We start from the raw sequence: 26,609 nt of genomic DNA on the forward strand, positions 1-26,609 counted from the left end.
TGAGTGGCGATCATTGAACCCGTACGGCCGGAAGTCCGTACGGTGATTCCTCTGCTTCGATCATAGTCGCGGCCGCAAGCGAAGGTCGCGAAATGACTCGGCCGGGAAATACGGCAGCATCTCACCGCCAAACGGACCGAGTGTGAGAACGTCCTGGGAATAAGCGACTATAGAGGGGTGAGTGATATGCAGGACAAGCCCGTCAGCAATGCCCCGGCACCAGCCGCGGGCACCGCTCCCGACGCCCCCGTCCAAACCCAGATCAAGCCCGTAATCCCCGCTGCAGCAGCGAAACGGGCCAATGCATCGGTTATCGGAATGATCATCGCGCTGGCCGTGAGCATTGCCGCGTTCCTTCCCATCGTCCTGATGAACCCCGCTCCGAAGAGTGACGGTTTCCGGCCCGACATCAACGTCAGTGCAGTGGCACAGAATGCTGCGGATGTGGCCGGATTCACACCGGTGGCTCCCAATCCCGGCGACACATACAGCCCCAATTACGCGCGGTGGGAATCCGGAACGGAAAGCGGAGTGCCCACTTGGGAAATCGGCTACGTCACGCCTAAAGAGGCGTTTATCGGCCTGGCCCAGACGGTACAAGCCAATCCGACCTGGCTCGTGCAGCAGGTTGAGAACGCCCCGGTAACAGGAAAACGGAACGCCGGAGGCTTGGACTGGGAGTTACGGGATTCCGGAAAAGGCAAGAAAAGCATGGTCCTGGTCCACAGGGGAACCACAGTGGTGCTGACCGGGGCTGCACAGCTGGACGAGTTTTCGGTGCTGGCGGCCGCCGTCGTCCAGTCCCTGAACAGTAACCCTCCCGCAACAGTTTCACCTTCGGCCGCCCCTTCGCCGTAAGGTATTGGCCGTGGCTACTTATCTGACTCCTGCGCTGGCATGGCGCCGCCTTCGCGAAGGCAACGAGCGCTTTGTTACCGGTCAATCCTCCCATCCGAACCAGGACGCATCCCGGCGCTCCTCTCTGGTCGAGAACCAGCACCCTTTCGCTGTCATCTTCGGCTGTTCCGATTCCCGGCTTGCTGCCGAAATTATCTTCGACCTTGGCCTCGGCGATGCCTTTGTGGTGCGCACCGCCGGGCAGGTCATTGACGACGCCGTCCTCGGCTCGCTGGAGTACAGCGTCAGCGAACTGGCCGTGCCGCTGATCGTGGTACTGGGGCATGACAGCTGTGGCGCTGTCAGCGCCACCAAGACGGCCGTCGAGACCGGCAAAATGCCGATTGGCTTCATCCGCGACCTCGTGGAGCGGATCACGCCTTCAGTGCTGACGTCACTCCGGAACGACCAGCACGAGGTCAACGACATGGTGGTTGAGCACGTCAAGCAGACGTCGCAACGGCTCGTGGATAGTTCGCGTGTGATTTCCACCGCAATTGAAACCGGCCGGGTGGCGGTCATTGGGCTCTCTTACAGTCTTGCAGAAGGCCGCGCTCACTTCATTTCCGGAGTCGGAGACCTGTAAATGGGTTCCGGCGGGTCCAGCGCGGCTCGCGGGAACAGCGGACAGCGGGGCCCTTCATGGTTTTCAGTGCAGGGCCCTAGCGACCTAAGCTAGCCCCATGACTTCCACTACTGAAGAGTTCCGCATTGAACATGACACGATGGGCGAAGTCCGCGTCCCCGTGAACGCACTGTACCGCGCCCAGACGCAACGTGCAGTGGAGAACTTCCCCATCTCCGGCAAGACCCTCGAACGCGCCCACATCGAAGCGCTCGCGCGGGTAAAGAAAGCTGCAGCCCTGGCGAACGCAGAACTGGGAGTGCTCGACGGCGAGCTTGCCCAGGCGATTGCCGACGCTGCCGATGAGGTCGCTTCGGGAAAGTACGACGGCGACTTCCCCATTGACGTGTTCCAGACCGGTTCGGGTACATCGTCGAACATGAACACCAATGAGGTCATCGCCGAGCTCGCCTCGCGCGCCCTCACCTCCGCCGGAAGCGACAAGGTGGTCCACCCGAACGACCATGTCAACGCCTCGCAGTCGTCCAACGACGTTTTCCCAACATCCGTCCATGTCGCCGCAACTTCGGCCCTCATCAACGACCTCATCCCGGCCTTGGGCTACCTGGCCGATTCGCTGGACCGGAAGGCCGTCGAGTTCAAGGACGTCGTAAAGTCCGGCCGCACCCACCTGATGGATGCCACCCCTGTCACCCTGGGCCAGGAATTCGGAGGCTACGCGGCGCAGGTCCGTTACGGCATCGAGCGGATCAACGCTTCACTCCCCCGCGTTGCCGAGGTTCCCCTCGGTGGCACCGCTGTTGGCACGGGAATCAACACCCCGGCAGGCTTCCCGGAGCGCGTCATTGAACTGCTGGCCGCAGACACCGGGTTGCCCCTGACAGAGGCCCGCAACCACTTCGAGGCACAGGCCAACCGTGACGGCCTCATCGAAGCTTCCAGCCAGCTGCGCAACATCGCGATCTCCTTCATGAAGATCAACAATGACCTCCGCTGGATGGGTTCGGGTCCCAACACGGGCTTGGGCGAAATCGCTATCCCTGACCTGCAGCCCGGCTCCTCGATCATGCCCGGCAAGGTCAACCCGGTCATCTGCGAAGCGTCCATCATGGTGTGCGCCCAAGTTATCGGCAACGACACCGCCATCGCATGGTCCGGCACCAACGGCGCTTTTGAGTTGAACGTCGGCATCCCGGTCATGGCTGCCAACCTTCTGGAATCCGTGCGCCTGCTGGCCAACACCAGCCGGGTGATGGCCGACAAGATGATCGACGGCATTACAGCCAACGTTGAGCGTGCCCGCTTCCTCGCGGAAGCTTCCCCGTCCATCGTCACCCCGCTCAACAAGTTCATCGGCTACGAGAACGCAGCCAAGATCGCCAAGAAGGCGGTTGCTGAGGGCCTGACCATCCGCGAAACAGTGGTGGCCATGGGCTTCCTCGAGCGCGGCGAACTGACCGAAGAGCAGTTGGACACGGCCCTCGACGTGATGTCCATGACGAGGCCTCCGCACAAGGCATAGGTCCCCACCGCCTCCCTTGCTTCGCTGCGCTCAGCCAGGGAACCCTCGGCGGCGGAGGCCCCAGGCGGAGTTCGACGGCTTTAACCAATCCGACGGCGGCCCGGCATCTTTCGCACGAAAGGTAACGGGCCGCCGTCGTTATGGACAGAGTAGGGGCTGTACCGGGTTAAGCCAGGATCTGCAGCAGCACCTTTCGCTAGATGACTGATATATCAATTCTCAGGCGCGATGTTAGGATTGGATCACAGCAGAGTCAGTAGGCTTCACGAAGATTCCGCTTCGGCCAGATACCGAGGAATGGAGAGTCCCTTGAACGCACTTCCCGTCCTGCCGCCGGCAGAAGATACCGTCCTGTCCCAGGCAGAGGCAGCCTACCGGCAGTTGCGCGACAAGCTGATCATGCTGGAAATCAGGCCCGGCGAGCCCATCAATGACGGACAGCTGGCAGCTGAGCTTGGTTATGGGCGCACTCCTGTAAGGGAGGCCATCAAACGTCTTGAGATCGACCATCTGGTGGTCTCCTACCCACGGCGAGGAACGTTCGCCACCAGCGTGGACTTCACTGAACTTGCCGACGTCTCCGAGATCCGCGAACTCCTGGAGCCGCTCGCAGCACGTCGCGCAGCAAAGAGGGCAAGTGCCCCGATGCGGCAGGAGCTCCTGGCCACGGCCACGACCATTGCCACCATGGACCCCAGCCCCGCGGAGTCCCGGGATCTCATGCGGTATGACCTGACAGTTCATCGGTTGATCTACAAGGCCGCCGCAAATCCTCACCTCGAAGACACCCTGATCCGCTACGACAATCTCGCGACACGTATTTGGTGCCTGGTGTTGGACAAAGTCCCGTCGGTCAGTGGCCACATCACTGAGCATGTGGACTTACTCAAGGCAGTGGCTGAGGGTGACGCCGACAAAGCAGGCGAGCTGGCCCTTCACCATGTTACGAGCTTTGAGCAGACCATCCGCAAAGTTCTGTAGCGAGTGCCTACCTGCGCTTCCGGAGTTTTGGCCAGTTCACGTTCAGCAGCACCAGTGCCAGCAAGAGTGCGTCCACGGTCATGATTCCGGCTATAAGGTACGCCCATCCAGCCACAATAATCTCCTGACTTGGTCCCCCAGGCCGATCGATTTCTCAAGTGTCGCACGGCCGGGGCCCAGACGGAATGCCTGGTCGGAGACCAAAGAAACGCCGGCTTTGACCTGCGCACCAACTCGCTTAATGGAATGTCAGCTTGGTCACATTTCCCGGTCTAGGATCGACACTGTGGAACTAATCGAGAGAACCCTACAGGCGGCCGTCTGGCGGGTATGCGGACCGCAGAAACTACTCGAGAGTGTGGAAAATGGCTTCGAACACTGACCCTGAATCGGACATTGAGGCTGAGGGCGGGCAGCAAGGTGGCGTGCAGTCCGTAGACCGGGCACTTGCTGTGCTGGAGATCCTGGCCCGGGACGGCCATGCCGGCGTGAGTGAAATCGCTGAAGAGATGCACATTCACAAATCCACTGCTTCACGGCTGCTCGGCTCTCTGGTCAGCAGGGAGATGGTCCATCAGAACAGCGAGCGCGGAAAGTACCAGCTGGGCTTTGGCATCCTGAGACTGGCCAGCTCCATTCCGGGCAGGCTGAGCCTGGTGCGGGAGGCCCGCCCTGTGCTGGAGAACCTGGCCGAGCAATACAAGGAAACAGTGAACCTGGCCGTTCTGCGATCCAATTACGCGGTGAATGTGGATCAGGCAATGGGCCCCTCAACATTGGCTACCTACGACTGGGTGGGCAGTCTCACGCCGCTTCACGCTACATCCAGCGGAAAAGTCCTGCTGGCGGCGCTTTCAGCCGAAGAGAGGGACCGGATCCTGAAGGAAACCGGAACGCCTGCCAGGACTCCCCGGACCATCACCAACAGGGGAAAGCTGGAAAGCCAACTGCTGGACGTTTCGCGCAATGGCTACGCGGTTGCCCGGGAGGAGTTCGAGATCGGGCTCAACTCCATGGCTGTTCCGGTGTACAACCACGTGGGAACCGTAATCGGCGCCGTCAGTATTTCCGGGCCGGCTTTCCGTTTCGATCCGGAGAAGACGCAGGGACTCGCTGAGGCGCTGAAGCAGGCAGGGATGCAGATCAGCGCGAACATGGGCTTCACTCGGAGGTAAGGGACTCATTGCATCGGTTCCTCCACGCCGACGCTTGAGCAGCCGCCCCTACCACCTTGCCCCTGTAATGCCGCCCCCTCGGAAAAGAGGCCCTTGCCCCTATCTGTCACTGGTGATTTCCTATGAGGATGGCAAACAGAGAATCTCCAGAGAGCCTGCCTTCAGACGAACACCTGCGGAAGGATGTGGCCCCCGAGTCCGTGGGCGACACCCAAGACGCCGCAGAGAATGATTTTGCGCCGGGACAAACAAATGCAGGGCAGCAAGTGGCGGGTCTCGCTTCAGCCAGTGGCTACGGCAGTGACCTGGATCCGGATAAGCAGTCCGAAGGAAACAATCCCGTGTAAGAAGTGCTGCTTAGCCGGCCCACTCTCCTTTGTCCCGGACGCCATTAAGGCGCGCGCCAGGTAATCCCGACGCGCCTTAGTCGAATTCGCTGGCTACTGTGAAACCTTCGCCAGCGTCTCCCGCTCCGCTCCAATGGTGGTGTTGTCGCCATGGCCCGTGCGCACCACAGTCTCGGGAGGAAGTGTCAGCAGGCGCTCCCGGATGGACGTGAGGATGGTGGGGTAATCACTGTAGGATCTGCCAGTGGCGCCAGGTCCGCCGTTGAAGAGGGTGTCTCCAGTGAACACCGTTCCTTCCCCCTCCAACAGGAAGCATGTGGAGCCGGGCGAATGACCGGGGGTGTGGATAGACCGCAGAGTGGCCCCTGCCACCTCTATGACATCTCCGTCGGCAAGGTCCCGCTCAGGCCTGTCGCCGGGATAGACCTGTTCCCACAGCATCTGGTCGTCAGGATGCAGGTAGACGGGCGCGTCAACTGCCTCAGCAACTTCCCTGGCCGCCCCGATGTGGTCGTTGTGCGCGTGGGTCAGGAGGATGGCTTGCACCTTCCGGCCACGGACCTGGCTGATGATTGCGGCAGCGTCATGCGGGGAGTCGATGATCACGCATTCGTCGTCGTTCCCCACGATCCAGACGTTGTTGTCCACGTCCCAGGTGCCACCGTCGAGCGAAAAAGTTCCCGAGGTGACCAGGTTCTCAATGGTCACGGCCATCAGAGCTTCACCGCCGCAGGGAGTTCAACAACGGACCGGAGGACCTTGCCCTCATGCATCCTTTCGAAGGCCTCCTCCACCTGGTCAATGGTGATCCGTTCCGTGACGAACGCGTCCAGGTCCAGGTTGCCCTGCTTGTAGTGCTGGACCAGCATCGGGAAGTCGCGGGACGGCAGGCAGTCCCCGTACCAGGAGGACTTCAGGGAGCCGCCCCGGCCAAAGACATCCAGCAGCGGCAGCTCGAGCTTCATGTCCGGCGTCGGGACGCCCACCAGCACCATGCGGCCGGCAAGGTCGCGGGCGTAGAACGCCTGCTTATACGTCTCAGGACGGCCGACGGCGTCAATCACCACATCGGCACCGTTGCCACCGGTCAGGGACCGAATAGCTTCGACCGGGTCCTCCTTCGAGGAATCAATCCCATGGGTGGCACCAAGGGTCCTTGCCAGCTCCACCTTGTTGGCGTCGATATCCACGGCGATGATCGTGGTGGCACCTGCCAGCTTCGCGCCGGCGATGGCTGCGATACCCACGCCGCCACAACCGATCACGGCGACGGACTCGCCGCGCTTGACCTCGCCAGTGTTGATGGCGGCCCCAATCCCGGCCATCACACCGCAGCCAAGCAGCCCGACGGCCGCGGGATCGACGTCCTCATCCACCTTGGTGCACTGCCCGGCAGCTACAAGGGTCTTCTCCGCGAAGGCGCCGATGCCCAGGGCGGGAGAAAGTTCTGTTCCATCCTCAAGGGTCATCTTCTGCGTGGCATTGTACGTGTTGAAGCAGTACTGGGGCTGTCCCTTCGCACAAGCCCGGCAATTGCCGCAGACGGCCCGCCAGTTGAGGATGACACGGTCCCCGGCTGCAACCTCGGTAACGCCGGGACCAACGGCGCTGACGACCCCGGTGGCTTCATGGCCCAACAGGATGGGGAAATCATCGGTGATTCCGCCCTGCTTGTAGTGCAGGTCGGTGTGGCAGACCCCGCAGGTAAGGATGTCCACCAAGGCCTCGCCAGGACCAGGGTCCGGCACCAGGATGGTCTCTACAGAAACGGGAGCGTTCTTTGCCCTGGAGATTACGGCCTTTACTTTGTGCACCATTTACTTCTGTTCCTTTCGTTGATCGGACGAATGTCGCCGATCCGACTAACAAATCCTAAGAGTTGCGGAGCCAGTATTGAGCTACCCAAAAGGGCGGCTGGCTGCACCCAAAGGGATGGCTCCTGGGCTGGCTGGGATCCCTTGTCGGATCGAGAAGGCCGCGAAGTGAACCTGTCCAGCAATTGCGTATTACACAACAAGATGCAAAAAGCGCGTACTGGAAAATATGACAGTCAGCAGGCAAGGGTGTCAATACAGTCGCGGAGCACCGCTTGCTGCAGAAGCAGGCCGAGGCTTTATCCAACCAGCAGGGCCGGGCGGGAAGCCGGGACAACATTTGAGGGCAACTGTTGGCAATTGGGCCTAGCGGTTCCGAACGCAGGCACCACCAACTGACGTCGGCATGTACTGCACGGCCTTAGGGTTCGAAGTGAACGGCCTCGGCAGGATCCAGTGCGAGGTGGATACTCGCCAGATGGCCGGGCATGAGCTCCGGCAGTTCGTCCAGACTGAACCAGCCCACGGCCAGTGATTCGTCGTCGTTGACCCGAGGCTCTCCGGCGACGTGGCGGCAGCGGAAAGCTACGTCGAGGAATTCGCAAACATCGCCGTTGGGGAATGTCACCGGGCCCACAGTGCCTACGGAGACCACACGCTCGGGTTCGGCGATGATCGCGGTCTCTTCAAAGATCTCGCGCACGATGCCCGGTGCGGGATGCTCCCCTGGTTCGAGCATTCCCGTAATCAGCGCCCACTGCCTGTTGTCTGCCCGCTGGCCCAGCAACACCCGGCCTTCATCGTCGAAGACAATGCCCCGGACGGCCGGCAGCCACAGCGGGTCGTTGCCGATCTTTTGACGGATTTTGAGAATGTACTCCGGAGTCGCCATCAAGCAAGCCTAGCTGAGGATCCATAACGGAAAGGGATAGGAAAGGTGAACGGCAGGGACATTTCAAAGGCACTGGCCTAACCGTAGGGAATGGGCCCGGAGTCCTTCAGCTCCACGGTGCCGTGGCTGTTCCGCAGCACCAAGGACTCCCCCGCCAGCTCCCAGGTCACCGCTTGTTTGAAGAGCTCATGAGTCCAGTTTTCATAGCTGTCTTCCGGGCCCTGGCACGCCATCTGCGTTAAGAGAGTCATACCGGGAATCAGTAGATTTCCTTTGACTGTCACGCCCACGCTCATCATGTTGCAGGGAGTCTTCACGGCAATTGTCCAGGTGCTGTTCATAAAAATGGACGACACCTCAAGAGGCTGGGCTTTGAGCCATTCGAGCTCGCCAGTGCCGTCCCGTCCGCCAACAGAGGTAAACGCACGGCACCCCAATGGTCCACCCTGACAGCTGGGTTGCGGATACGGCGTGGTCGTTCCGGCGGGCATTGTCTCCTGGGGCACGCCGGGTTCCGACAGCGAATCAAGAGGCACCGGGGGTTCGGAGAGCGTGCTGGCTACGGGCACTGTCGGCTTCACAGCAGGTGCCCCGGGCAGATCACCGCATCCTCCCAAGGCAACTGCCAACGCCACCGCAAGAGGGAGTACCCGCGCCTTCCTGCTCAAAAGGCTGCCCGCCACTTTCACAGTCTCCCCCTTCACCCTTAGGACCTTGTGTAGCGGTTCCCAGTGTCCGCCCACAAAGGTATGGAGGAAAGGCGTTCCGGTAACGGATTGGCGGCAATTTCGGCACCCGACAACTTCCTGCTCGATGCAGTACTCCGCGGGGTCACCCAGAGCGCCAGTCGTTAGGCCGGAAGAAACACCATCGCCGTCGCGGTCCCGGCCAGCATAAACGGGCCAAAAGGGATGTCTGATTTGAGAGTTCCCCGCCGGGCGGCCAGCAGTCCGAGACTCCACAATCCACCAAAGAGGAAAGCGGCAAAGGTACCGGCAAAAACGTGCGCCCAGCCAAGATAGCCGAGGTAGATTCCCAGCACTCCAGCAAGCTTGACGTCACCAAATCCCATGCCCGGCGGGTACACCAGTCGGAGAATGAAATAGAAGAGCCACATGACTCCAGCGCCTGCCAGAATGCGCAGTCCTGGTATCCCCCAAAGGGAAGCTCCGCCGTCGTCGGGCGCTTCCGAAGCCGCAAGTGCCCCCGACACCGCATACACCGTCGTGGCTCCCAGCAGGAGGGCGCCGGCCACACCATAGGAAGGAAAAACGATCCTGTTCGGCAGCAGGTGGTGTTTCACGTCGATGACCGTGAGCCACGCCGCCATGACCAGAAAATAGGCGCATGCTGCCAACACCAGCCAGAAGGCCAACGGTGTGGCCTCCCACAGTTCGTCCAGTCGTCGGATCACTCTCCGGATGCTACCGGCTTTTGACGGCCGGCGGCCGACGCCCGCGCGTAAACTGTGGATATGTGGTCGTGGGACAGCCAGCACCAGGCGGAATCCGCCCAGCAGAATGGCACCATGGACGCGCCTACACGGTTCCGGAACCTCTGCCGGTCCTCGCCCTGGAAGTGGCAGACCCTCCGCTTTGAGTACCGGGAACAGCCCTCTGGTTCCCCGGCAGCGGACGAAGTCCCTGAGGCCCTTATGGTCCGGGCATGGTTGCGGCGGCCTGGAGCGTTGCGCCTCGAATCAGCCGATGGCACAGTCCTGCACAGCACCACCGGCATCAACGACTCCCGCGACGGCCTTTACGTCAGTTCCACCAGGAAGTCCTGGCTGCTGCCGCCACAGCTTGTCACACCCGTTTACGACGACGGCGGGCTGGTCCGGCGCCGTCCCGAGGCCGCCTACGGTGAGCCCTGTTTTGGCAACGGCCGCTTCGCAGCCGCCTTGGACCCCGTCGAACTGGCCGGAAATTCCCCGGTTCCGGCTGAATTCCCCAAACTGAATGCTGTCGAGCTGCATTCCATCACTGAAGTGGATCATGAGGGGCGGCCGGCCATGCAAGCCATAGTGGTCCCAAACGCCGCTTATCGGCCAACTGATCCGTCAGCACCGCTCTGTCGCGAGGGCCGCAACCTGGTGAGGGTCGACGTCGGCACGGGCGTGTGCGTTGCCGCCAGTTGGCTGGATGGCCCTGCTGAAGGTCATTGGCTGAAGATCCTGGCGGTGGATGAGTACATGCTTGATGATCTGTTCCTGGCCGAGTCCATGAACCTGACGGATGTCCGCCGCCACATCAGCTGGGATATCCCCGATGGCGCGTGACTCTCCGGCACACTCGCATTCGGACTAGGCTTCCTGAATGACTGCTTTGAGCACCATCTGGCCCGCTTTCGGGCTCACCCTTACTACTCCGCGGCTTGAGCTGCGGCCGATTCGGGACGAGGACATCCCCGCCGCTCTGGAAGCGGCCGCCAGTGGCATCCACGATCCGGGCTCCAGCCCGTTCAGCAATCCCTGGACGGAAGTGCCGCCTGATGAACTGGGTCCCAACATGGCCCGGTGGTATTGGCAGTGCCGGGCCGGCACCTCTCCGGAGTCATGGATGTTACTCTTCGGCGTCTGGCATGAGGGCCAGTTGCTGGGATGCCAGGATGTTGAGGCAAAGGACTTCGCAACGTTGAAGTCCGTCTCCACCGGCTCTTGGCTCAGACGCAGCGCACAGGGCCACGGTTTCGGCAAGGAAATGCGCGCAGCCATGATCCTGTATTCATTTGACTACCTGAAAGCGGACATTGCCAGATCCGAGGCGCTCGACTGGAACGCCCCGTCCCTCGGCGTGTCCCGCTCCCTCGGCTACGAATCCAACGGAACAAGTCGCCAAGCCTGGGCCGGTACCCGGCGCATCGTCCACCAGCTGCAGGTCACACCGGAAACATTCAAGCGCCCCGACTGGACTCTGAAGGTAGAAGGCCACGAGCCCCTGGCCCGGTTCCTCAAAATTCAACCCGGGTGAGAGGAACTGGAGACGCCGTCATAGCGCGGCTGCGGTTTCCCGCAAGGAGCGCATCGCCGACCAAAGCGGCTTGAAGGTCGCCAGCGACCGGAGCGCCGCGTCGGGAGGTGTCTAAGCGACGGCGGGACGCCGGAGCCGCGCGAAGGTGACCTCGCGCGGCTCCTCCACCTAGACTTCTGCCCCTTCAAGGAGTTCAGTGACAAGCGCCGCGATTGGCGAGCGTTCGGACCGGGTCAGGGTGATGTGGCCGAAGAGGGGGTGCCCCTTCAGGGTCTCCACCACGGCGGCGATACCGTCGTGCCGCCCTACGCGCAGGTTGTCCCGCTGGGCGACGTCGTGGGTCAGGACGATCTTCGAGTTCTGTCCGATCCGGCTCATAACAGTCAGCAGGACGTTCTTTTCGAGTGACTGCGCCTCGTCAACGATCACGAAGGCGTCATGCAGCGAGCGCCCGCGGATGTGGGTTAGCGGCATGACTTCGAGCATGCCCCGGTCCATCACCTCCTCCACCACTTCCTGGCTGACCAGTGCCCCGAGGGTATCGAAAACCGCCTGCGCCCAGGGGTTCATTTTCTCGGATTCGGAACCGGGCAGGTATCCAAGCTCCTGCCCGCCCACAGCGTAGAGCGGCCTGAACACAATCACCTTGCGGTGTTCGCGCCGCTCCAGAACTGCCTCAAGGCCCGCACAAAGAGCGAGCGCGGACTTTCCTGTGCCTGCCCGGCCACCAATGGACACGATCCCTACGGAGGGGTCCATGAGCATATCGATGGCCAACCGCTGTTCGGCAGAGCGGCCATGTAGTCCGAAGACGTCACGGTCGCCCTTGACCAGCCGGACCTGCTTGTCCGCTCCCACCCTGCCAAGTGCTGAGCCCCTCGTCGAGAGCAGCACCAGGTTGGTGTTGACAGGCATTTCTGCTGCGGCCGGTATGAAGACGGGCTCGTGCCCGTACAGCGTTGCAACCTCGGCCTCGCTCGCGTCCACCTCGGCGACACCTGTCCAGCCGGAGTCTTTCACCAGCTCATTGCGGTATTCGTCCGCGTTGAGGCCCATCGCCGATGCCTTGACCCGCATCGGAAGGTCCTTGGACACCACTGTCACGTTGCGTCCCTCATTGGCGAGGTTCTTGGCGACGGCGAGAATCCGGCTGTCGTTGTCCCCGCTGCGGAACCCCGCGGGAAGCACCTCGCTGGAGATGTGATTCATCTCCACAACAAGCGTGCCGCCGTCGTTGCCCAAGGGAATGGGGCGGTTGAGTCCACCATGCTGGACCCGAAGATCATCAAGGAGCCTTAGCGCCTTCCGGGCAAAGTACCCCAGTTCAGGATCGTGCCGTTTCCCTTCAAGCTCGGTGATCACCACGATGGGCACTATCACTTCATGCTCCGCGAACCGCAACAGTGCACGGGGGTCGGAGATCAAAACGGAGGTGTCAATGACGAAGGTCGAAACGTCGGCCCTGAGCCCGGTTTGTTTGCTGGAAACAGAAAGACCGGCTGCAGCATCTTTTTTCGCTGCACCGGTCTTTGAATTTGCTCGCTTGGCGCGAGAGGTAGCCTTCTCACCCTGATCCGTAATGACTTCGGGCAATTGTTCAGAAATAGCCACATCGACTCCAGCCCCGGGGCACATGCCCGGAATTGTTATTGGTGAGGCGGCTCGGCCCGGAGGCCGGGCGCGGCCCCCCATACATCCGGTGCGAAAATTCGCTCCATGTAGTGGCCTCCCCGATCAGCGGGCGGTTTACCTGCTGATGTTTCTAACGTAAATCGCGGACGGGAAATTTCCAACGTTATTCGCAGGCGATTCCTGCCGTGTCCAGGTGAACGCCCGGTGAGTGCCATGACTCAGGACCCGAAGCGCCGCTGCCTGCCGGTGTAGTCCCGCAGCGCACGAAGGAAATCAACTTTTCGGAAGGCTGGCCACAGGGCCTCACAGAAGTAGAACTCGCTGTAGGCGCTTTGCCACATCAGGAAACCGGAGAGCCGCTGTTCTCCGGACGTCCGGATCACGAGGTCAGGATCTGGCTGTCCCCGCGTGTAGAGGAACCGAGAGATGTCATCCACGGAGAGCTCGTCGGCCAGTTTGCCGATGTCTGCTCCTTTGTCCACAGCGTCGTGGAGCAATTCGCGGACGGCATCAACGATTTCGCGCCTCCCGCCGTACCCCACCGCAACATTGACATGAAGTTTTTCACGGACGGGTGTGCGGGCTGTGAGTTTGTTGAGGCGGTCCGCAAGATAGTCTGGCAAAAGTTCGGGTGCTCCCATGGCGTGCACGGAGATGTGTTCGTCTTCGTCCAGCTGGTCCAATGTATTGGCAATGATTCCCATCAACATGTCCAGTTCCTCGCCGGAACGGTTCATGTTGTCTGTGGACAGCATGTAGAGGGTCACCACATTGATGCCCAGCTCCTTGCACCAGCCCAGGAATTCGTGGATCTTGTCTGCGCCGGCTTGGTGACCTTGGCTCGTTGGCGCATTGAACTGCTTGGCCCACCTGCGGTTGCCGTCAACCATGACGCCGATATGTTTGGGCATCCGGTCCGCATCAAGAGACCGCAGCAATTTGCGTTCGTAGAAATCGTAGAGAATACCGGGCATTTCCAACCGGAGACTCACCTGACTTCCCTTGATTTACGACGGCAGTGCAAGTCCTAGGCTACCTGCCTGGTGATGGTGCGGGGCACCGTTTAAAGGCCTCTTCCCTTTGGGCGCTCGATTACCAACCAGTAACTTACTGCCGCGTAGGTTATTCTGGAAGGCATGGGAAGCACAGCTGCAGAGGGTGGCATGCCACCAGGAAACGGCCGGGATCCGGGGCCTGCTGAGGACGTCGCAACCCGGATTGCCGAACTGCTGACGATCAAACCGAAGTGGCGTGGCTGGATCCACACCGTCACGGCACCCCTGGCCCTGGCCGCCGGTGTCGTGCTGGTGCTGATCGCGCCCACTGATGACCGCAAGATCACCTCCGCCATCTATGCCCTGACAGGGGTCCTGCTGTTCGGAGTCAGTGCGGTATACCACCGCGGGAACTGGCCTCCGAGGGCAAAAATGGTCCTCAAACGGCTGGATCACACCAACATAATGCTGGTGATCGCCGGCAGCTACACCCCCTTGGCCTGGGCGCTCCTGGAACGGCCCAAGGCGGTTTTCCTCCTCTGGCTCATTTGGTCCGGTGCGATCCTGGGCGTTCTTTTTAGGCTGCTGTGGACGAACGCTCCCCGTTGGCTGTACGTCCCGATCTACATTGCCCTTGGCTGCGGATCACTCTTCTACCTCCCGGACTTCTTCACAGCGAGTGTCCCTGCTGCCCTGCTGATCTGCGTCGGTGGTGTCTTTTACATCGCCGGTGCCGTTTTCTACGCCCTCAAAAAGCCGAACTTCAGCTATAAGCACTTCGGATTTCATGAACTTTTTCACGCGTTCACCGTGCTGGCCTTTGCCGCCCATTTCGTGGCGATCGCTATCGCGGTTTTGAGCTGACACCCTTGACCAGGACGCCGTCGCAATCGAAGGTCACCAGCTTGAACGGTGATTCACCTTGCCCCTGCTGAACTGAGGTCCCGCCAGCGCTCATCGTGTCATTCCGGCCAGGCGATCCATCAGCTCGGGGACGGCGGCCACAGGACGCTCGCACACCATGTTCCGGCACAGGTACACCTGCGGTGCTCCGTCTGGCCCGGCAGTACGGGCATGAAGAAGCGGAACGGCGTCATCCTCGTCGTCGGCCTCGGTTGCAACGGCAATCACCAGGCCAGGGCTCGGGGACTGCAACAGTGCCCTGTGCAGCGCATCGCGCTGTGGACCCGGAGGCCCGACGACGGCGGCTTCCACGGGGCCTGCCAGTTCAGCTTGCGCCGTGGCCAGCATCCAGCCTGCAGCCCGGGGCGCCCGCGTGGCGAGTGGTTCAACCAGTGACAGGATCCTGCCTGCCTTTTCCCGAGGGGAGAGGGAACCGGTCAACGCAGAATAGCTCAGGAGGGCGCCGGCAAAGGCGGCCGCACCGCTGGGTGTGGCATCATCGAAGGGATCCAGCCCATGCCGCCTCCCCTGGGCGTTGAAGACTTGCTCCGATTCAGCTGTGGTGTCCACCAGTGTGCCGTCTGCCGTGAAATGAGCCTCGGCCGTTTTCAGGATGGCCTCAGCAAAGTGGAACCAGTGGGCATTCCCTGTCGCGGCATAAAGCGCCAAGAGACCGTCTGCGCAGAAGGCATAGTCCTCGAGCAGGCCTCCGATCCCCCGGGCCTGGCCGGCGTGCGAGACCCGCATCAGCGTCCCTATACCCGTTTCTCCCTCCTGCCTCCAGTGCACGCGCTCCAGATACCTTGCGATCCCCTGCGCGGCCTCGATGAACTCCGGGCGGCCCAGCACGGCCCCCGCTTCTGCCAGTGCCGCGACGGCAAGGCCGTTCCAGCCGGCAACCACCTTGTCATCGCGCGCCGGCTGGGGACGGGCGGAGCGTGCTTCCAGCAGAATCGGCCGGACGCGCTCCCACAGCGCGGCCTCCCTGGGATCCAGGGCCCGCCCAGGGTGCAGCGGTGAAGCATCCGTTGTGACAGTGCCCTCGCCGCGGACGTTCATGATCCGGGCCACTGCGGCTCCGTCATCCGGCCCCAGCAATTGCAGCAGCTCAGCGGCCGTCCAGAGGTAGGACGCGCCCTCATGATGCTCCCCGTCAATGACTGTGTCGGCGTCCAAGGACGAGGCCAATGCCTGATCAGCACCATCTGGCGAGCCAGGCAAGGACTCGTGCCCGGATTGCACACTAAGGGAGGAAATCATCCACGCCGCGGTGCGCTCAGCTACGTCCGCTGCTTCAGCGTAGGGAAAAAGGAAGCCTGCAGGGTCGAGGGAAAGGTTGTCCAGCCGGAGCCAGTGGACGTACACGCGGAGCAACTGCGCGTTGTCGTAGAGCATCTTTTCAAAGTGTGGAACTGACCAATCCTGCGTCACGGAGTAACGTGCGAATCCGCCGTCGAGCTGGTCAAAAAGAGCGGAACGTGCCATGGCTGCAAGTGTTCTGCCAGCCATGTCGGCAGCAGCCTGCGCTGTTTCGGAGGGTACCGCCGCATGGCGGAGCAGGAATTCCAGCACGGACGACGGCGGGAATTTAGGCGCGCTGCCGAACCCGCCGGCAGGATCCTCAGAGCGGGCCAGGGCGCGGACGGCATCGGACAGGAGCTCCGCATCTACCGTTGCCGCTGGACCCGTCAGCTCTACGACGCCCGCTGAAGTGGCCTGCCCGAGTCCCAGGGCGAGCGACTCCGCATTCTGCTCGACGGCGTCACGTCGTTCAGTCCATGCGTCGCGAACAGCTTCGAGGACCTGGCGGAATGAGGGCCGGCCGGGCATGGGACGCGGCGGGTAATACGTGCCGGCGTGGAAGGCCCGGCCATCGGGGGTGAGGAAGACCGACATCGGCCAGCCGCCCTCCCCGCTGATGGCCTGGGTGGCAGCCATGTAAACACTGTCCACGTCCGGGCGTTCTTCGCGGTCCACCTTGACCGGAACAAAGTGGGCATTCAGGTAGGCCGCCGTTTCCTCGTCCTCAAAGGACTCCTGGGCCATCACATGACACCAGTGGCAGGCGGCATACCCAATCGACAGGAAGACAGGCACGTCTCGCCGGGCAGCGGCAGCGAAAGCCTCGTCACCAAAGGGACGCCAGTGCACGGGGTTGTCCGCATGCTGGCGAAGGTAGGCAGAGAGTTCCCCGCCCAGTGCGTTGCCTGCACCAGGACCGGATTCCGCCCATGGACGGTCAGCGCCCGGCTGGTCCTGCATTCCCGTTCGCGTCACTGTCATCAGAAGCGGCGGCAGCAGCAAGGCGCTGCTCTTCCACCTGGGCACGGTACCTGACCCTGCGGATGCGGCGGACCATGTCCACAATCAACAAGGTAGTGGCCACCACGAAAAAGGCGGTCATGATGAACCCCCAGAGACCCGGGGTCACCTGGTCTTCCGAAAGCCCGGCACGCAACGACGGCGAAGGAGAGGGCGGCGTTGTGGTTGCCAGGACGAGGAGCAAGTGTTGCACTGTCATTTACCTTCTGTGGAACGGGCCGGCATGTCTTCTACGCTGGATAGAAATGTCCCGTTGAGACTATCTTAGCCCGGCAAAAAGGTCCTTCTCGGGGAGTTGGGTCTGGACCCTGGACTTCACCAGCGTGTAGTCCTCCCACGGCCAGGCGCGGCGTTGCATTTCGGCTGAAACGGCGAAGAAGAATCCCAGGGGGTCCACTTGCGTGCGGTGTGCCCTGAGAGCATCGTCGCGGGCCTCAAAGTAGTCGCCGCAGTCAATCTGCGTGGTGGTTTGGTGCTTCGGCATTGGCGGCGTATGGCCTTCCGCGTCCGTTTCCAGCCACGCGGCAAGCCTTTCGGCGTACGGCGACTGCAGTCCTGCTTCTTCCAAGGCAAAGTGCAGGGCACGGAAGCGTTCAGGGCTGAAGGCGCGATCGTAGTAGAGCTTGCTCGGCATCCAGGGTTCGCCGATACCGGCATACCTGTCGGGGTCCCCTGCAGCTTCGAAAGCTTCAACGGCCACGCGGTGGGCCATGATGTGGTCGGGATGGGGATAGCCGCCGTTTTCGTCGTAACTGAGGATGACATGGGGCCTGAAGTTCCGGACCAGCCTGACAAGGGGTGCGGCTGCCCGCTCAAGGGGTTGAAGAGCGAACGACCCTGCGGGAAGAGGGGGAAGCGGGTCACCTTCCGGGAGGCCGGAGTCCACGAAACCCAGCCATCGTTGGCGGATGCCGAGTACTTTGGCTGCCTGCGCCATCTCCAGGTATCGGGCGCCGGCCATATCCCGTTTCGGATGCGGGGCAGTCTCCATTGCAGGGTTTTGGATGCCGCCGCGTGAGCCGTCGGTGCAGGTCGCCACCATCACGTCAACGCCAGAGGCCGCATACATTGCCATTGTGGCGGCCCCTTTGCTCGATTCGTCGTCCGGATGTGCATGGACGGCCAACAGGCGGAGAGTCGCTGGCGGATAGGTGGACGCTGTCATCTCGGACGGCTCCTCTTTCTGTTGTCGCTGCATTGGGTTTCACTGCATTGGCCTTCACTGAGCACTGGTCTCAACACTTGGCCTGAAGGCGCCGCAGCCCCCACGACGGGCCACAGCTGTACTGTCGCCAGCTATTAAAGCCCCCGGAAAATTCCCCTTCATATCCACACTAAACTGGATGGGTGACTTCCGAGGATCAGCCGGCCTCTGCCCGCCCGTCAAACACCAGCCTAGCCAATCGGTACGGCGGCCAAAAGCGCGCATGGACCGTCAAGACCAAGCGGCTTGCTGTGCTGTCAGCACTCATCGTAGGAATAGCTTTAATGGCGTGGATTTCGACCTCGTTTTCCACCAACAACGTCACCTTCAAGGACGTTGGCTACAGCACTCCTGACGCCACCCAGGCGGTGATCGACTTCCAGGTCACAAAGGGTCCGGACGTCTCCGTCAAGTGCGCCGTGAAGGCGTTGGATTCCAAGTTCGCAGTGGTGGGATGGGAAGTTGTGGACATCGGTCCGAACAGCGTTGACACCGGAACTGACGGCGGCAGGACGACCGCCCACCGCGTGGTCCTGAGGACGGAGTCCCAGGCTGTCTCCGGCGTTGTGGACAACTGCTGGATTCCGGACGCCGGAACATAAATCTGTTCCCCCATATGTGAGCCACACCGCACTCTTCTTGGGTTTGTCCACAGGATTGCCTACAATGGATCAATACCTTAGCCCTGCTGAGCTGGTTACTGCGTCCTGAAAGTGGCCTGTCCGGTGGGGCATTTGTTTGTCAGATCCACAAGAGGAGAAGTCCGTGTCTACCACCAACAGTGCGCCTGCAGCTTGGCTTACCCAAGAAGCTTTTGACCGCCTGAAGGCAGAGCTGGACCACCTTTCCGGCCCTGGCCGTGCGGAGATCGTCCAGAAAATTGAAGCTGCCCGGCAGGAGGGTGACCTCAAGGAAAACGGCGGTTACCACGCTGCCAAAGAGGAGCAGGGAAAGATCGAGGCCCGCATCCGCCAGCTGACGGCACTGCTCCGCGATGCTCATGTAGGCGAGGCACCGGCCGACGATGGAATTGTCGAGCCCGGCATGCAGGTTGTCGCGAAGATCGCCGGCGATGAGGAAACATTCCTGCTCGGTTCACGGGAGATCGCCGGTGATTCTGACCTGGACGTGTTCAGTGAGAAGTCTCCGCTTGGTGCTGCCATTGTTGGCCACAAGGAGGGCGACAGCCTCAGCTACATTGCCCCCAACGGCAAGGAAATTACGGTGGAGATCATCTCCGCCAAGCCTTACGTCGGCTAAGCCTTCAGGCTCAGCACGGCAGTGCCGGAACGACGGCAGCGCCAGACGGCATCAACAGAACGACGTCGGTCCTCCCCTAGGCGGGAGGGCCGGCGTCGTGCTTTTAAGCGGTTGCGCCTTTAGACGTCTGCGGCATCGCGGCGGGATCGATTGGTTCTTGGCCTCAAGACCATGGCGGCCGCAACGCCACCCAGGGCGCCGCCCAGGTGGGCCTGCCAGGAAACGAAATGGGCGACCGTGGGAAGGATCCCGAACAGGATGCCTCCGTAGACCATAAAAAGCACCGCCGAAAGCAGGATCTGCCACCAGCTGCGGTTAAAGAAGCCACGAACCAGCAGGAAAGCAAAAAAACCGAAGACCAGGCCCGATGCACCGACGGTGATTCCACCGTCGCCGATCAGCCACACCACCAGGCCCGATCCCAGCCAGCTCAGCGCAGCGGTGGTCAGGAACACCCGTAATCCGGACATCAGCACCAGGAAACCGAAGATGATCAGCGGGAAGGAATTGGAGATCAGGTGCCCGAAATTGGCGTGCAGCAGCGGGAACGTAAAAATGTCCAGAAGGCCGTCCGGGCTCCTGGGGCGCAGGCCGAACGTCAGGTTCAGCGAGTGGAACATCAAAAGGTTGACCACTTCGATGATGAACAGCAGGACAACGAAGGACCCGACCACCAGCAGGCCGCTCTTGGCACGCGCCGCCGGCGTGTCAAACCCTGGCTGAAGCCCCCTGCCGCGTGGCCCTTTTCCGCCTGCCTCCAGCATCATTGACCCCTAGTGCACCACGATCGGTTGGAATCCCTCGGCGCGGAGGGCACTGAGGACCTGTTCGCAGTGCTCGTGCCCCTTCGTCTCCAGGTTGACCGTGATGGAGACGTCGCCCATGCTGATGGAGCCTCCCACTCTCGTGTGGTCCAGACCTGTCACGTTGGCATCGTTCTCAGCGATGATCCGGGCAATGGTGGCCAGTGAGCCGGGCCGGTCGTCAAGCATCATCCGTACTGTCATGTACCGCCCTGCTGCTGAGAGACCACGCTGGATCACCTTGAGCATGAGCATGGGGTCGATGTTGCCGCCAGACAGGATCACTGCGGTATTGCCGGGGTTCTCGATCTTGCCGTCCATGAGCGCCGCGACCCCTACAGCTCCTGCGGGCTCCACCACCATCTTCGCGCGCTCCAGGAGGAAGATCAGGGCACGCGCCAGGGAATCCTCGCTCACTGTGACGACGTCATCGACGAGTTCCCGGATGATGCTGAACGGCAACTGCCCGGGACGGCCCACAGCAATGCCATCAGCCATGGTGGATACCCTCTTGAGCGGAACGAGTGCGTCGGCTGCGAGCGAGGGCGGATAGGCAGCAGCGTTTTCAGCCTGCACGCCGATGATGCGGATATCGCGTCCCAGTTCCCTGGCCCTGGCCTTCACTGCAACTGCCACACCAGCCAGAAGACCGCCGCCGCCTACGCCCATCAGGATGGTGTCGACGTTAGGGATCTGTTCAAGGATCTCCAGTCCAACCGTTCCCTGGCCGGCAACAACGTCGACGTTGTCGAACGGGTGGACGAACACGGCGCCGGTTTCGTTGGCATAGCGTTGGGCCTCGGCAAGGGCTTCATCAACGTTGTGACCGTGCAGGATAACCTCCGCACCGTGGCTCCGGGTGGCCGCAAGTTTGGGGAGCGCGACGCCGAGCGGCATGTAGATGCGGGCCTTGATTCCCAGGCTCTTTGCGCCTACCGCGACACCCTGCGCGTGGTTGCCGGCAGATGCCGCCACCACGCCTCTCTTCTTTTCCTCAGGTGACAGCCGGGCCATCCGGACGTACGCGCCGCGGACTTTGAAGGAACCCGCGCGCTGCAGGTTTTCGCATTTGAAGTAGACCTCTCCGCCGACCATCCCGCCTAAGGCCCGGGATGACTCCACAGGCGTCCGCGTAATGATTCCTTCAAGCAGCTTTTGCGCCTCCAGGACATCGTCCAGCGTGACGGGCAGGCTCTTGAGGGTTTTCACGAACTATTCTCCTTTAGGGGTTTCGGCTCGGGTATCCGGTCCGGCCTGGCCGTGGATACCTGAATGCTGCACGGCGCCTTTGCCGTTTCGGGAATTGGCACCCGGAAGGTGAACTTCCTTGAAGGTGTTGTCCCTGCTGGCGTCTGCGGTATCGCGGGCTGCCCCGGCGTCCGCGCCTGCCAACACTCCTTCATATTCCCACGTCCTGCCGGCAATGTAGCGTATTGCCGAGTTTGCTACGGCCAGGATGGGCACTGAGAACAGGGCGCCGGGGATTCCTGCAAGGTAGGAACCTGCAGCAACTGACAGAATCACGGCCACCGGGTGGAGCGCTACGGCCCTGCCCATGACGAGCGGCTGGAGGATATGGCTTTCGAGTTGCTGGACCAGGAGCACGATGCCCAGCATGATGAGTGCGTTGACGACGCCGTTGGCCACCAGCGCCAGCAGCACGGCAACAGCGCCGGTAACCAGGGCACCGACGATGGGGATAAAGGAGCCGATGAAGACCAGGACACTCAGCGGCAGGGCCAGCGGCACTCCAATGATGGCCGCACCCACGCCTATGCCCACAGCATCGACGAAGGCGACGAACATCTGGATTCGTACATAGCTGACCATGGATGCCCAGCCCTTGCGTCCGGCTCCGCTGGTTGCTGCCCTTGCCTTCCGTGGCAACAGCCTCACGAGGAACGCCCAGATTCTTTCGCCTTCAAGGAGGAAGAAGATGGTCACGAAGAGGGCGATAAGGAGTCCGGCGGCGAAGTGACCGGCGGTATTCCCGAAGGACAGAGCACCGCTCAAAATGCTGCTGGTGTTGTTCTGCAGTGCATCGGTGGCCTCTTTGAGGTACTGGTCAATCTGGGCAGCGGAGAGATGAAGAGGCCCCTCCGCCAACCATGTCTGCACCTTCTGGACACCGGCAAGCGCTTCAGTCCACAGCTCGCTGAATCCAGTCACAAGCTGCCTGCCAACCAGCGCGAGGGCGCCGGCAATGACCCCGATGAACCCGAGCAGGGTGATGGCCACGGCCAGCCCATTGGGCACGCCTTGCTGTTTCAGCCAAAGGGTTACCGGGCTAAGAAGGCCTGCGAGAAGGGCAGCAACCATTACCGGGATGATGAGGAAACTGATTCTGCTGAGAAGCCAGATCAGGCCGGAACTGACCAGCAGGATCAGGCCAATCCGCCAGGCCCAGGATGCTGCAATCCGGATCCCGTACGGAATGTCCTGGTCAAGTTCCCGGTCTGTTCGCGGCCTTGCCCCGGCGGCGGAACCAGCCCCGGGCAGCGGCTCGCGAACAGCGTCCGGTGCGGTCTCCGTTTCCGGAACCGTTCCAGCCTGGGGAACGGTGGCGGCATTCGGAGGCAGGCTGTCAGCTGGCACAGCGTCCGGACCCACGGCAACAGGTACGACGGCGGCGTTCGGGTTTGCTGCGTTTGCACCTGGCGCTCCGGCTGAGGATCCGTCCGCAGCTGGGGATCCTTCCGCAGCTGGGGATCCTCCCGTAACCGGAGTAGCGGGGCTGTTGGAGGGTACGGCGTCCTTGGCTGGCGTCATAGCCTAATGATTCACCAGCCGGACGCCGATGGGAAACCCGCGCACTCCTGCCGGCTTCGCTGTGTCAGGCGTGGCCGCGGGGTTCAGTCGGAGGAACCATGCGCACCGGCGAGGTTGGCATGAATCCCCCAGGTCATGCTGAACGTCTCTCCGGGAGCAAGCCAACGAAGTCCGTCGCCGCTGTTGAAGGCATTGGCCGGCCCGGTCATGGGTTCGATCGCCACCGCCTTGGCCCTTCCTGGGAACGTATCGGTCACGAACACGTGTACGTAGCGGCAGGATGCGTCCTGCCAGAGACTCACACTGCTGCCATCGGGTGCCGTCAGCGTGTGGCGGGCAACGCCGTCGTCGAACTCCAGATCTGTATACGCGACATCGAGGTCGAGGTCAGACACCCTGCGTCCGCCGCGTAAATCGTTCTCCCCTTCCACTGCGTCGGAGCTGCGGGGAATGAGCTGCGAATCCGCAACCAGCTGGGTGGACGCCTTGACCGTGAGGACCAGATCTTCCGCGGGCACATCACCTAACCGAAGGTAGGGGTGGGCGCCGAGCACGAACGGAGCGGATTCCTGCGAGTCGTTGACGAGTGTCTGACGCACGTGCAGGCCCAAATCGTCCGTCAGTGAGTATTGCACCTGGTGCCGCACAAGGAACGGATATCCGTGCTGCGGGAACACCACGCCCTCCAGCGTGACCGAGGAGTCCGTCTCCTCCAGGAGCTCGTAGGCTGTGTTTCGCAGGAGGCCATGGCTGGCGTTGTTCCGTGAAACTTCGGTGATGTCCAGCTGCTGTTTTTTCCCGTTCAGCTGCCATACACCGTTTTCAACCCTGTTTGCCCAAGGCGCCAGGGTTATGCCCGTCGCACCGGGCGCGATCTGGGCGTCGCCGTAGCTTTCGGTGAGCTGGGTCCCCCCGCGGCGGAACACCCGCAATCCTGCGGCGAGTTCCGTTATTACTGCCAGGGCGTCGCCGCGGCGAAGTTCATATTGGCGTCCGGTGGCGCAACGCCTTGCCACACCGCAGGCGATGCCGGTGATGGGGTCCATGCTGGGATTCATGGCACCACCGTACAGGTCATTAATGTGCCCGGCACCCCTAACGACGGCTGGCTCCCGCCTGACCAGGTTCGCTCTGCCGGCCCCCTTTGTTATCTTTTGTTAGAAACTATTACTTTTTGATCGTTTGTGAAATAATGGTTCTCAACCCCAACCCCAAAATAAGGACCGCGCCGCATGACAGCTATCACCAGCACACAGCTTGCCGATGGCCGGGAGCTGATCTACTTCGACGACGCTGCCGATACCGCCTCTCGCCGGTCCCCCGCGGACACCGTTGACCACCGACCCTTGCCAGACCGCGGCGAGCCCGGTGAAGTCAGGTTTGATGCCCTGACCGACGAGTGGGTGGCAGTTGCCGCCCACAGGCAGAGCCGTACCCACCTCCCACCGGCAGACCAGTGCCCCATCTGCCCCACCACAAGCAATAACCCCTCTGAGATCCCGGCCCCGGACTACGACGTCGTGGTGTTTGAGAACCGTTTTCCCTCATTGGGCCCGGCATTGGGATCCATCCCGGATAATCCGCAATGGGGTACCACAGGCCCCGCGTACGGCCGCTGTGAAGTGGTGTCCTTCACCCCCGATCACACAGGTTCGTTCAGCGGGCTCACCGAGGTGCGGGCGCGGACCGTCATTGAAGCCTGGGCCCACCGCACGGAAGCCCTGAGCGCCATGAAGGGCATCAAGCAGGTCTTCCCGTTTGAGAACCGCGGCGCCGACATCGGCGTGACACTTCACCATCCGCACGGCCAGATTTACGCCTACCCGTACATCACGCCGCGCGCCGGCGTCCTCGGTGCAGCCGCCCGGAAGTTTTACGACGCCGCCGATGGCCGCGAAACCCTTACCGGTTCGCTCCTGCGTTCCGAGCGTGAGGACGGCAGCCGCATGGTGCTTGAAGGCGAAAACTTCAGCGCCTACGTGCCCTTTGCTGCACGCTGGCCACTGGAAATCCATTTGGTGCCTCACCGCCAGGTGCCGGATCTGGCCGCTCTGACCGGAGAAGAGAAGGACGAACTCTCACACGTTTACCTCGATCTGCTGAAACGGCTCGACACCCTCTACCCCACTCCCACACCGTATATCTCGGCCTGGCACCAGGCGCCTCTGGATGACATTCTCCGGCCTGCCGGCTACCTGCACCTCCAGTTAACCTCACCCCGCCGGGCCGCCGATAAACTCAAGTACCTGGCCGGCTCCGAAGCGGCCATGGGTGCTTTTATCAACGACACAACGCCCGAACTCGTTGCCGAGAGACTGCGTGCGGTTGGCACCCAGCCCTCCTCACTGAACCACACCCCGGAAGGTGTCCCTGCATGACTGCTCCCCTGACCGCCAGCCAGCTGGCCGCCCGCTTCACCGAGGCATTCGGCGCTGAGCCCGACGGCGTCTGGATGGCACCCGGGCGCGTCAACCTCATTGGTGAGCACACGGACTATAACGATGGCTTTGTCCTGCCCTTCGCCATCGACAAAACGGCCAGAATCGCCGTCCGGACCAGGCCGGACTCCGTCCTTCGCCTGCTCTCCACCTACGGGGACCAAGGCATGACGATGGCGGACGCGACTGCACTCGATAAATCCACTGCACGCGGGTGGACCAAATACCCCCTCGGTGTGATCTGGGCGCTGCAACAGCGTGGCATCACGGTCCCCGGCATGGATCTGCTGCTCGATTCCGACGTACCCCTGGGTGCAGGACTTTCCTCCTCCCATGCCATCGAATGCGCCGTCATCTCAGCCCTGAACGAGCTGACAGGTGCGGGCCTGGAAGCCGAGGAAATGGTCTTGGCAACCCAGCGCGCGGAGAACGATTTCGTCGGCGCCCCCACGGGCATCATGGACCAGTCGGCGTCGCTGCGCGGCGCCAAGGACCACGCTGTGTTCCTGGACTGCCGTGACCAGACCGTCAAGCTGGTGCCGTTCGAGGCGCACCCCGCAGGCCTGGTAATGCTGGTGATTGACACCAAAGTTTCACATTCGCATGCCGACGGCGGATACGCCTCCCGCCGTGCCTCCTGTGAACTCGGGGCCGACGTGCTCGGAGTCAAAGCCCTCCGCGACGTTGGTGTAGAGGACCTTCAGGAGGCCAGCGGGCTTCTGGATGAAGAAACCTTCCGGCGCGTGCGCCATGTGGTAACGGAGAACGACCGGGTGCTTCAAACCGTTGAGCTCCTGGCCAGCGAAGGTCCCCGCGCCATCGGGCCCCTCCTCGATGCCAGCCACGTGTCCATGCGCGACGACTTTGAAATCTCCTGCCGCGAGCTCGACCTTGCGGTTGAGACGTCCCGTTCCAACGGAGCGATCGGGGCCAGGATGACAGGGGGAGGTTTTGGCGGTGCAGCCATAGCACTCACTCCCCTGGAAGCCGAGCAACAGGTGCGCTCCGCCGTCGTGCAGGCTTTCGCGGACGCGGGTTACACGGCTCCCGATATTTTCACTGTTACTCCTGCTGAAGGGGCCATGCGGCTGGCGTAACCG

The 26,609-nt window shown here is 61.9% G+C and carries 27 protein-coding genes; 13 read left to right on the forward strand and 14 right to left on the reverse strand.

Going from position 1 to position 26,609, the window contains the following annotated elements; genetic code table 11:
• The first annotated feature begins 186 nt into the window (after positions 1-186).
• The 6 genes from M1E05_RS15595 (at position 187) to M1E05_RS15620 (ending at position 5,508) form a co-directional block, all read left to right on the forward strand.
• On the forward strand, positions 187-858 hold the full coding sequence (locus M1E05_RS15595; protein WP_461165264.1) for a DUF4245 domain-containing protein: 672 nt from the start codon (positions 187-189) through the stop codon (positions 856-858).
• Between the two features lie 10 nt (positions 859-868).
• On the forward strand, positions 869-1,483 hold the full coding sequence (locus M1E05_RS15600; RefSeq protein ID WP_458113634.1) for a carbonic anhydrase: 615 nt from the start codon (positions 869-871) through the stop codon (positions 1,481-1,483).
• 97 nt (positions 1,484-1,580) lie between these two features.
• Complete coding sequence (locus tag M1E05_RS15605; protein ID WP_309106882.1) at positions 1,581-3,005, forward strand: class II fumarate hydratase; 1,425 nt, start codon at positions 1,581-1,583, stop codon at positions 3,003-3,005.
• Positions 3,006-3,302: 297 nt separating this feature from the next.
• Positions 3,303-3,986 carry a GntR family transcriptional regulator gene (locus tag M1E05_RS15610; protein WP_461163478.1) on the forward strand — a complete coding sequence of 228 codons (684 nt, stop codon included), beginning with the start codon at positions 3,303-3,305 and terminating at the stop codon, positions 3,984-3,986.
• 365 nt (positions 3,987-4,351) lie between these two features.
• Positions 4,352-5,161 (forward strand): IclR family transcriptional regulator, encoded by an 810-nt coding sequence (locus M1E05_RS15615; protein ID WP_458113632.1) that lies wholly within the window; start codon positions 4,352-4,354, stop codon positions 5,159-5,161.
• Positions 5,162-5,289: 128 nt separating this feature from the next.
• On the forward strand, positions 5,290-5,508 hold the full coding sequence (locus M1E05_RS15620; RefSeq protein ID WP_458113631.1) for a hypothetical protein: 219 nt from the start codon (positions 5,290-5,292) through the stop codon (positions 5,506-5,508).
• A 93-nt stretch (positions 5,509-5,601) separates the two neighbouring features.
• On the opposite strand, the gene M1E05_RS15625 is transcribed toward M1E05_RS15620, so the two are convergent.
• The 5 genes from M1E05_RS15625 to M1E05_RS15645 form a co-directional block, all read right to left on the reverse strand.
• Entirely contained in the window at positions 5,602-6,222 is a 621-nt protein-coding gene (locus M1E05_RS15625; RefSeq protein WP_461163479.1) for an MBL fold metallo-hydrolase, read from the reverse strand.
• Complete coding sequence (locus M1E05_RS15630) at positions 6,222-7,325, reverse strand: S-(hydroxymethyl)mycothiol dehydrogenase (protein ID WP_461163480.1); 1,104 nt, start codon at positions 7,323-7,325, stop codon at positions 6,222-6,224. Before M1E05_RS15630 ends, M1E05_RS15625 begins: the two co-directional genes overlap by 1 nt.
• Positions 7,326-7,743: 418 nt before the next feature.
• Positions 7,744-8,214 (reverse strand): NUDIX hydrolase, encoded by a 471-nt coding sequence (locus M1E05_RS15635; protein ID WP_461163481.1) that lies wholly within the window; start codon positions 8,212-8,214, stop codon positions 7,744-7,746.
• 77 nt (positions 8,215-8,291) lie between these two features.
• Positions 8,292-8,897, reverse strand: coding sequence for an META domain-containing protein (locus M1E05_RS15640; protein WP_461163482.1), 606 nt, complete (start codon positions 8,895-8,897; stop codon positions 8,292-8,294).
• 167 nt (positions 8,898-9,064) lie between these two features.
• A complete protein-coding gene (locus M1E05_RS15645; RefSeq protein WP_458113626.1) occupies positions 9,065-9,628 on the reverse strand; it encodes a prepilin peptidase in 564 nt (187 codons plus the stop codon).
• A 60-nt stretch (positions 9,629-9,688) separates the two neighbouring features.
• Between M1E05_RS15645 and M1E05_RS15650 the strand changes: the two genes are divergently transcribed.
• Positions 9,689-10,492: a hypothetical protein gene (locus tag M1E05_RS15650; protein WP_461163483.1), complete on the forward strand. Its 804-nt coding sequence runs from the start codon at positions 9,689-9,691 to the stop codon at positions 10,490-10,492.
• A gap of 37 nt (positions 10,493-10,529) precedes the next feature.
• The gene (locus tag M1E05_RS15655) at positions 10,530-11,183 is read left to right on the forward strand and encodes a GNAT family N-acetyltransferase (protein WP_461163484.1); all 654 of its coding nucleotides are present in this window, start codon (positions 10,530-10,532) and stop codon (positions 11,181-11,183) included.
• A gap of 168 nt (positions 11,184-11,351) precedes the next feature.
• Here M1E05_RS15655 and M1E05_RS15660 read toward each other — a convergent pair whose 3' ends face one another.
• Together M1E05_RS15660 and M1E05_RS15665 are read right to left on the reverse strand one after the other, a co-directional pair.
• Entirely contained in the window at positions 11,352-12,794 is a 1,443-nt protein-coding gene (locus tag M1E05_RS15660; protein WP_458113623.1) for a PhoH family protein, read from the reverse strand.
• A gap of 239 nt (positions 12,795-13,033) precedes the next feature.
• On the reverse strand, positions 13,034-13,795 hold the full coding sequence (locus M1E05_RS15665; RefSeq protein WP_458114443.1) for an isoprenyl transferase: 762 nt from the start codon (positions 13,793-13,795) through the stop codon (positions 13,034-13,036).
• 237 nt (positions 13,796-14,032) lie between these two features.
• Here M1E05_RS15665 and trhA point away from each other — a divergent pair, with 237 nt between their 5' ends.
• On the forward strand, positions 14,033-14,674 hold the full coding sequence (gene trhA, locus M1E05_RS15670; protein ID WP_461165265.1) for a PAQR family membrane homeostasis protein TrhA: 642 nt from the start codon (positions 14,033-14,035) through the stop codon (positions 14,672-14,674).
• 90 nt (positions 14,675-14,764) lie between these two features.
• Here trhA and M1E05_RS15675 read toward each other — a convergent pair whose 3' ends face one another.
• The 3 genes from M1E05_RS15675 to mca are packed head-to-tail and all read right to left on the reverse strand — an operon-like array spanning position 14,765 to position 18,200.
• Entirely contained in the window at positions 14,765-16,996 is a 2,232-nt protein-coding gene (locus tag M1E05_RS15675; RefSeq protein WP_461163485.1) for a thioredoxin domain-containing protein, read from the reverse strand.
• The gene (locus M1E05_RS15680) at positions 16,953-17,234 is read right to left on the reverse strand and encodes a hypothetical protein (RefSeq protein ID WP_375164722.1); all 282 of its coding nucleotides are present in this window, start codon (positions 17,232-17,234) and stop codon (positions 16,953-16,955) included. Before M1E05_RS15680 ends, M1E05_RS15675 begins: the two co-directional genes overlap by 44 nt.
• A gap of 60 nt (positions 17,235-17,294) precedes the next feature.
• Positions 17,295-18,200, reverse strand: coding sequence for a mycothiol conjugate amidase Mca (mca, locus tag M1E05_RS15685; RefSeq protein ID WP_458113621.1), 906 nt, complete (start codon positions 18,198-18,200; stop codon positions 17,295-17,297).
• Between the two features lie 182 nt (positions 18,201-18,382).
• Between mca and M1E05_RS15690 the strand changes: the two genes are divergently transcribed.
• Positions 18,383-18,841, forward strand: coding sequence for a DUF4307 domain-containing protein (locus M1E05_RS15690; RefSeq protein WP_458113620.1), 459 nt, complete (start codon positions 18,383-18,385; stop codon positions 18,839-18,841).
• A 163-nt stretch (positions 18,842-19,004) separates the two neighbouring features.
• Complete coding sequence (gene greA / locus M1E05_RS15695; RefSeq protein WP_309106209.1) at positions 19,005-19,499, forward strand: transcription elongation factor GreA; 495 nt, start codon at positions 19,005-19,007, stop codon at positions 19,497-19,499.
• A gap of 119 nt (positions 19,500-19,618) precedes the next feature.
• Here greA and M1E05_RS15700 read toward each other — a convergent pair whose 3' ends face one another.
• From M1E05_RS15700 to M1E05_RS15715, 4 genes are all read right to left on the reverse strand, one after another.
• A complete protein-coding gene (locus M1E05_RS15700; protein ID WP_458113619.1) occupies positions 19,619-20,266 on the reverse strand; it encodes a rhomboid family intramembrane serine protease in 648 nt (215 codons plus the stop codon).
• Positions 20,267-20,272: 6 nt separating this feature from the next.
• Positions 20,273-21,511 carry a threonine ammonia-lyase gene (gene ilvA / locus M1E05_RS15705; RefSeq protein WP_458113618.1) on the reverse strand — a complete coding sequence of 413 codons (1,239 nt, stop codon included), beginning with the start codon at positions 21,509-21,511 and terminating at the stop codon, positions 20,273-20,275.
• Between the two features lie 3 nt (positions 21,512-21,514).
• The gene (locus M1E05_RS15710) at positions 21,515-23,071 is read right to left on the reverse strand and encodes an AI-2E family transporter (protein ID WP_461163486.1); all 1,557 of its coding nucleotides are present in this window, start codon (positions 23,069-23,071) and stop codon (positions 21,515-21,517) included.
• An 83-nt stretch (positions 23,072-23,154) separates the two neighbouring features.
• Positions 23,155-24,129 (reverse strand): aldose 1-epimerase family protein, encoded by a 975-nt coding sequence (locus M1E05_RS15715; protein WP_461163487.1) that lies wholly within the window; start codon positions 24,127-24,129, stop codon positions 23,155-23,157.
• A gap of 174 nt (positions 24,130-24,303) precedes the next feature.
• On the opposite strand from M1E05_RS15715, the gene galT reads away from it, so the two are divergent.
• Entirely contained in the window at positions 24,304-25,449 is a 1,146-nt protein-coding gene (gene galT / locus M1E05_RS15720) for a galactose-1-phosphate uridylyltransferase (protein ID WP_458113615.1), read from the forward strand.
• The gene (gene galK, locus M1E05_RS15725) at positions 25,446-26,606 is read left to right on the forward strand and encodes a galactokinase (RefSeq protein ID WP_458113614.1); all 1,161 of its coding nucleotides are present in this window, start codon (positions 25,446-25,448) and stop codon (positions 26,604-26,606) included. The genes galT and galK overlap by 4 nt, the downstream gene beginning before the upstream one ends.
• Positions 26,607-26,609: the final 3 nt, after the last annotated feature.

Source organism: Arthrobacter sp. R4-81, from assembly GCF_054792365.1.